Origin of the sequence: Pseudonocardia nigra, assembly GCF_019396355.1 — a bacterium.
In the GTDB taxonomy this organism is placed as follows: domain Bacteria; phylum Actinomycetota; class Actinomycetes; order Mycobacteriales; family Pseudonocardiaceae; genus Pseudonocardia; species Pseudonocardia nigra.
Genome location: NZ_JAHKRK010000313.1, coordinates 1 through 6,628, shown reverse-complemented (window position 1 = coordinate 6,628; position 6,628 = coordinate 1). Strand labels below are relative to the sequence as shown.

The following is a 6,628-nucleotide window of genomic DNA, read 5'->3' as shown; positions in this document are numbered from 1 at the left end:
CGGTCGTCTCACCGGACCCGGCTGCCCCCAGCTTCGACCGCTCCTCTGCGACGGAGCGGCGGCGCGGGACTCACACCCGCACACGGGTCACAGCGCCTCGTGGCGCACGGTCTCCCACCTCCACTCGGTTCAGCAGCGCCTCGTGGCGCTCGAAGTCCACGACCCACAGCTGGTTAGGCCGCTGCGCAGTGAACGTGCGCTGCACCAGGTCCGGCGGCCGGGCCGCCGCTCGGTCCGGTCGGGTGGTGATCGTCGGGCGGCCACGGACCGCGCCGCGTAGCCCGTCGCCGCGCATGAGCCGTTCGACCTGGCAGCGTGGCACCGGTTCTGCGTCGACGCCGCCTTCGCGGCGCAGCTGGTGCCACACCTTCCGGGCGCCGTAGAGGCCCCTGCCGAGCTGGCGGTCGTGGAAGACCCGGCGGATCTCGGTCAGCACCCGCTCGTCGCGCACCGCCCGCGCCGAGGGCGGCCGGACACGGGCGGCGCAATAGCCGAACGGGGCGATCGGCACGCCGTGCTCGGTGAGCACCCGGCAGATCGGCTCGACCCCAAACCGGCCACGGTGATCGTCAATGAACCTGGTCACCAGGGCAGTCGCGGGTCGAGCTCCCGCGCGAAGAACGAGCTGGCCGCCAGCAGGATCTCGTTGGCCCGCTTGAGTTCGCGGACCTCAGCCTCCAAGGCCTTGATCTTCTTCGCATCGTCGCTGGTCGTGCCGGGCACCTTCCCGGTGTCGACCCGGCGTTGCTTGGCCCAGCCGCGCAGCGTGTCCGGCACAATCCCGACCCGCTGCCCAATCCGATGCACCACCGCGTTCAGCGACAGCTGCGGGTCCACTGTCATGGCCTCCTCGACCAGCCGCAGCGCACGCTCACGCAGCTCGTCGGGGTACTTCCGTGGTGCAGGCACTGTTCCACTCTCCCGTGGGATCAGCGCCTCCACGAAACCCGGGGCGGTTCAGTTGCCCGAAGCCCGCCACCTGCACTGGTCCTGGTGGCGACGACGCCACCAAGCCCGCGCGAAATGGTTCCATCACCGCGCCCGGCTCCGCCGACAAGCAGCAACAACATGACAAGATCAAAGTGCGGCTGCCGTACTAGATCGAGTTCGAGGCGAGCAGTGACCACCCGGCCGTGATCGGCAACAGAAGTCTGACCAAGTGCGAGGTCTTGTTTGGTTCACCTTCGGTTGTCAGGGTGGGACGCATGACCGCCACCCAGTCGCGTTTCACCACCGCGCTCGCTCACCCGCTGGAGCCGCTGTCCGGCGACGAGATCGGCGCAGCCGCCGGGCTGTTGCGCGATGCCGGACACGTCGGCGAGCGGAGCCGCTTCGTCTCGATCGTGCTGCGCGAGCCGTCGAAGGATGCGGTGCTCGCGTTCGAGGCCGACGGCGCCCCGATCGCCCGGGAGGCGGCCGCCGTGGTGCTGGACAAGGCCGACGGCCGCACGTACGAGGCGGTCGTCTCGCTGACCGATCGCGCCGTGACGCGTTGGGAGCACGTGCCCGGGGTGCAGCCGCAGGTGCTGCTCGAGGAGTTCTTCGAGTGCGAGGAGATCGTGAAGGCCGACGCCGGGGTGCAGGAGGCGCTGCGGCTGCGCGGCATCACCGAGTTCGACGGCGTCATGGTCGACCCGTGGTCGGCCGGGCACTACGGCGACGAGGAGGAGGGCCGCCTGCTGCGCGCCCTGGTCTGGGTGAAGATCGGCGGCCCGGACGACAACGGCTACGCGCACCCCGTCGAGAACCTGGTGGTCTACGTCGACACCAACGAGAAGCGGGTTGCGAAGATCGAGGATCACGGCGTGGTGCCGGTGCCGCAGGAGCCGGGCAACTACACCCCGGACGTGGTCGCGCCGCGCACCGACCTGAAGCCAGTGTCGATCACCCAGCCCGAGGGCACCTCGTTCACCGTCGACGGGCACGAGGTGCGCTGGCAGAAGTGGCGGTTCCGGGTCGGGTTCACCCCGCGCGAGGGCGTGGTGCTGCACACCGTCCGCTACGCCGACGGCGAGCGCGAGCGGTCGGTGCTGTACCGGGCGTCGCTGTCGGAGATGGTGGTGCCCTACGGCGACCCGGCGCCCACGCACCGCCGCAAGAACGCGTTCGACGCGGGCGAGTACAACATCGGCACGCTGGCCAACCCGCTCGAGCTGGGCTGCGACTGCCTCGGCGAGATTCACTACTTCGACGGCGTGCTCGCCGACGGCGACGGCAACCCGCTCGTCATCCCGAACGCGGTGTGCATGCACGAGGAGGACTTCGGGCTGCTGTGGAAGCACACCGACTTCCGCACCGAGAAGACCGAGGTGCGGCGGTCGCGGCGGCTCGTGGTCTCGTTCGTCGCCACCGTCGGCAACTACGAGTACGGCTTCTTCTGGTACCTCTACCAGGACGGCAACATCGAGTTCGAGGTCAAGCTGACCGGGATCATGTCCACCGGCGCGGTGCCGCCCGGCACCACGCCCACGCACGGCCAGCTGCTCAACACCGACGGTCTGTACGCCCCGATCCACCAGCACGTGTTCAACATGCGGCTGGACTTCGACGTCGACGGGGTCGCGAACTCCGTCTACGAGGTCGACACCGAGACCGACCCGGCGGGCCCGGACAACCCGATCGGCAACGGCTTCCGCACCCACGCGACGCTGCTCGGCACCGAGCTCGCGGCCCAGCGGCGGGTGAGCCTGGACCGCGCCCGCTACTGGAAGGTGGTGAACCCGAACGCGCGCAACGCCGTCGGCGAGCCGACGGGCTACGTGCTCAAGCCGCACGGCACGGTGGTGCCGTTCGTGCGGCCGGAGGCGAGCGTGGCGACCCGGGCCGGGTTCATGAACCACCACCTGTGGGTCACCCCGCACGAGGAGCGGGAGATGCACGCGGCGGGCGACTACCCGAACCAGCACCAGGGCGGCGACGGGCTGCCCGCCTGGACGGCGGCGGACCGGCCGGTCGCCGACACCGACGTGGTCGTCTGGTACACGTTCGGCTCGCACCACGCCGCGCGGCTGGAGGACTGGCCGGTGATGCCGGTGCAGTACGTCGGGTTCTCGCTACAGCCCAACGGCTTCTTCGACCGCAACCCGGCGCTGGACGTGCCGCGCCCGAGCAACGGGCACTGCGGGTGACCGACGGGCCGGGGAGGCCATGATGAGTGAGCGAGCTGCCGGCGCCGAGCAGGGCCGGCTGGAGAAGACCTTGGGCACGTGGTCAATCTTCGTGGCCGGGGTGGGTCTGGTCGTGGCGGCCAGCACCCTGGTCAGCGACTTCGTGGGCTACTTCACGGTCGGCCTGGCGTTCCTCGTCGCGCTGTTGATCGCGTTCGTGATCAACCTGCTGCTCGGCCTGTCCTGCGCGGAGCTGTCCAGCACGTACCCGAAGGCCGGCGCCCTGTACGAGTACGGCTCGCGGGCCGTTCCGTGGGGCGGCAGCTCAGCGGTCGTCGGGCTCTTCCTGGCCTTCGCGTTCTACGCGATGTTCGGCATCGTGGGCGCGCTGGAGGTCGCCGCCGGCTCGTTCGGGCTGCAGGCGGTCTTCAACGCCACCGGGAGCCTCACGCCGTGGATCATCGCGATAGTGGTGCTCGCCACGCTGCCCAACCTCGGGCACGTGCGCACGATGGCGATCATCGAGGCGGTCGTCCTCGTCGCGATGTTGTGCGTTCGGTGGTTCTTCGGCCTCGCCGGATGGGCTGGCTTCTCCGACACCGGCGCGTGGTCGGCGAGCGCCTGGACCTCCGAGATCGGCGTCTTCGAGTGGTCGGCGATCGCGGGAGCGATGGCGTTGGCGTACTGGAGCTTCGTCGGCATCGAGTTCGTTGCGCCGCTGGCCGAGGAGACCCGCAACCCCCGGCGCAACATGCCGGTCGGGATCGTCCTGGGCTTGTTGGCCATCCTCGCCACCTCCGCGTTCATGGGGACCGGCGTCGGCGGCACCCGGCCCATCGGGGAGTGGGCCGACGCCGCGCTGGGACCGGCCGGCTGCGACGGGAGCTGCCCGCAGCTGGTGGTCGGGGAGGCCATGTTCGGCGGTTGGGGTCGCGGCCTCATGGCACTCACCACCGCCGCCGCCACATACACGTCCATGGTCATCGTGCTCGCCGCGATGCCGCGGATCCTGTACGGGATCGCCCGCGACGGTTACTTCTTCGGTCCGCTGTCGCGGGCGTTCGGCTATCTGCACCCCCGATTCCGGACGCCCTGGGTGGCGATCTTCTTCACCGCGGCGGTGTACTGCGTCGTGGCGATCTTCTTCAACGACGTGGTCGCGCTGATCTTCGCCGCCTCCTATGCCTGGGTGATCATCTACATCCTCTGGCACCTCCTGGTCATCGTCTCCCGGTTCACCAATCCGGATGTCGAGCGGCCGTTCCGGCTCCCTCTCATCGTGCCGATCATCGGTGCGGCCGGGACCGCGTTCGCGCTCTACTACGCCTTCCAGGGCGCGCACGCCACCTACGGTCTCCCGTCGCTGTACATCTTCGGCGGCGCGCTGCTCGCCGCGCTGGTCTCCTACGCACTCGCCCGCTGGGGGCGGGGCCCGGTCCCGGACTCGGAGGGACAGCCGCCGCGCGAGGTGGGACCCACCGGACCGGGGAGGCGATGACGAGTAAGCGAGCAGCGCGACAGCAGCGGCCGCTGCCGCTGTCGCTGCGCCACCGCGTTTCGCTGCTCTACGAGGGTCGCCGAGCCACGATCCTCGGCGAGCCGGTCGCCGCCATGCGCCGGGCCGGGCTGGATCCCGTCGTCGACGCGCGCCACCGCTACGCCCGCAGCCGGTCCGGACCGGCCACCACGATCGAGGTGGGCTTCGCGCACAACTTCCGGATCTTCGGCGCTCTCATCGACACCCTGTGGACAGGCAAGCACGAGGCGGCCCACGGGTCCGCGGCCGTCCTCGCCTACCGCTTCGGCCGCAACGGCCGCTTCCTCGCCAGGACCAGGAGCGAGAAGGCCCGGAAGTGGGCGGAGGCGCTCAACTCCGACGTCCGGATCCGGCAGCTGATCGCGCAGGCCGAGCTGAAGGAGATCCGGCTCGAGGAGGGCGTCCGCGGGCGGATCGTGCAGCTCCAGTCCCTGCCCGGAACCATCACCGCACTGTACTTCCCGCCGCTACCCCCTTACACCGTCCCGATCCGGCCCGGCGAGGCGGACGCACAGTTGGCGCTGCTCACCCGGCTGCTCAGCGGGCCATAGCCCGCATGGCCGATCACTCGAAGAAACGAACGAGCGCGTTGCTCGCCACGCTGTCATTCGGCGAGCAAAGGAACGCGAACGATGGCTAGTAGGGCTTTGTTAGGTCGAGTTAGGTGAGTGGGGTCGTCGCGTCGGGACGGGTTGCAGGCAGGTGCGGCAGGCGCCGGTCCAGATGCCGAGCAGGGTCTGGAGTTCGCGGAGTACGGCGTAGAGGGTCAGGCCGGCGCAGGGGCTTTTGGGTCGTAGCGCAATTGGGTGCAGAACGCCTGGGCGAGCGAGGTGAGGGTGACGTGGCGGTGCCAGCCGATGTAGCTGCGGCCCTCGAAATGGTCCAGGCCGAGGCCGTCTTTGAGTTCTCGGTAGTCGTGCTCGATGCGCCAGCGGATCTTGGCCAGGCGGACCAGGTCGCGCAGCGGGGTGTCGGGCGGCAGGTTGGACAGCCAGTAGTCGGTGGGTTCGGCCTTGCCGGGTGGCCATTCAGCGAGCAGCCAGCATTCGGGAAGAGTCCCGTCGGGGTTGCGGGGAATGTCGCGGTTGGCCGGGCGGACCCGCAGCGCGAGGAAGCGGGAGCGCATCGCGGCGGTGGGGTTGCGCGCATTCTTGGCCGAGCCGTGTCGCCAGCGGGCAGGCCCCAGCCCTCGTCCGGTTCCGCGCCGAGGATCCGGTCGAGCATGTCCAGCCCCAGGCGCCATTTCTCCCGATGGCGGACGTGGTCGGGGATCTTGCACCGAGCACGGCGCCGAACGATCTCAGCGGCGATCTCTGCATCCGTGACCGTGGCCTCGTCCCACGATTTCGGCAGGAACAGCTGCCAGTCGATCGTCGCCGAGGCCCAGTCGGTCACCGCGTGCACGCTGACCCCGATCTGACAGTTTCCGACCTTTCCCAGCGTCCCGGAGTGCATGCGCGCCACCCCGGGCGAATCGGCACCGTCTTTGGGGAAGCCGCTGTCGTCGATCACGTAGGCCTCGGGCTCGATGAACCCATCGGCCCACCGAGCGAGGCGTTGACGGACCTGGACGTGATCCCACGTCGACGACGTGACGAACTGCTGCAACTGCTGATGGTCCAACACCGAGCCGTGCCGCCATCGGCTGCATCGACTTGCGCTTACCGTCCAGCAGCAGCCCGCGCAGATACAGCTCGCTCTTGGCCCGCTGATCCGACCGCGCCAGCCCGCCCAGCATCTCGGCCGCGAACGCCTCCAGCCGAGGCCTGACCTGGTCCATCTCCTCCGGCGTCACAGCTCAGAACAAGATACACGACGAGCCGGATCAGCGGGAGCGACACACGTAACAAAGTACTACTAGTGTTGCGTGTCGTAAGTGACTTTACGATGGCTGGTTGAGACAATGCCGCATGCCGACTGCTGCTCGCCTGGAGGTCCGGGGCAAAGACAAGTCGACGCTGCGTTCCTGGGTGCGGGCTTCGGG

The 6,628-nt window shown here is 69.4% G+C and carries 5 protein-coding genes, 1 pseudogene and 1 other annotated feature; of the genes and pseudogenes, 3 read left to right on the top strand and 3 right to left on the bottom strand.

Annotated elements, in window-relative coordinates:
- Nucleotides 1-70: 70 nt before the first annotated feature.
- Together KME75_RS38840 and KME75_RS38835 are read right to left on the bottom strand one after the other, a co-directional pair.
- On the bottom strand, nt 71-586 hold the full coding sequence (locus tag KME75_RS38840) for an IS3 family transposase (protein WP_219419934.1): 516 nt from the start codon (nt 584-586) through the stop codon (nt 71-73).
- Nucleotides 497-627: a sequence feature (AL1L pseudoknot), on the bottom strand. (Overlaps the previous gene by 90 nt.)
- Nucleotides 583-909, bottom strand: coding sequence for a transposase (locus KME75_RS38835; RefSeq protein ID WP_219419933.1), 327 nt, complete (start codon nt 907-909; stop codon nt 583-585). It overlaps the preceding feature by 45 nt. Before KME75_RS38835 ends, KME75_RS38840 begins: the two co-directional genes overlap by 4 nt.
- 296 nt (nt 910-1,205) lie before the next feature.
- Here KME75_RS38835 and KME75_RS38830 point away from each other — a divergent pair, with 296 nt between their 5' ends.
- Genes KME75_RS38830 through KME75_RS38820 form a run of 3 tightly spaced genes read left to right on the top strand, consistent with a single transcriptional unit; the run spans nt 1,206 to nt 5,195 of the window.
- A complete protein-coding gene (locus KME75_RS38830) occupies nt 1,206-3,128 on the top strand; it encodes a primary-amine oxidase (RefSeq protein WP_219419932.1) in 1,923 nt (640 codons plus the stop codon).
- A gap of 22 nt (nt 3,129-3,150) precedes the next feature.
- Nucleotides 3,151-4,605, top strand: a complete 1,455-nt coding sequence (locus KME75_RS38825; protein ID WP_219419931.1) for an APC family permease — start codon at nt 3,151-3,153, stop codon at nt 4,603-4,605.
- Nucleotides 4,602-5,195, top strand: a complete 594-nt coding sequence (locus tag KME75_RS38820; protein ID WP_219419930.1) for a DUF3156 family protein — start codon at nt 4,602-4,604, stop codon at nt 5,193-5,195. The genes KME75_RS38825 and KME75_RS38820 overlap by 4 nt, the downstream gene beginning before the upstream one ends.
- A 215-nt stretch (nt 5,196-5,410) precedes the next feature.
- Here the strand turns inward: KME75_RS38820 and KME75_RS47500 are convergent.
- Nucleotides 5,411-6,424: pseudogene (locus KME75_RS47500) on the bottom strand (IS701 family transposase).
- Between the last annotated feature and the right edge of the window lie 204 nt (nt 6,425-6,628).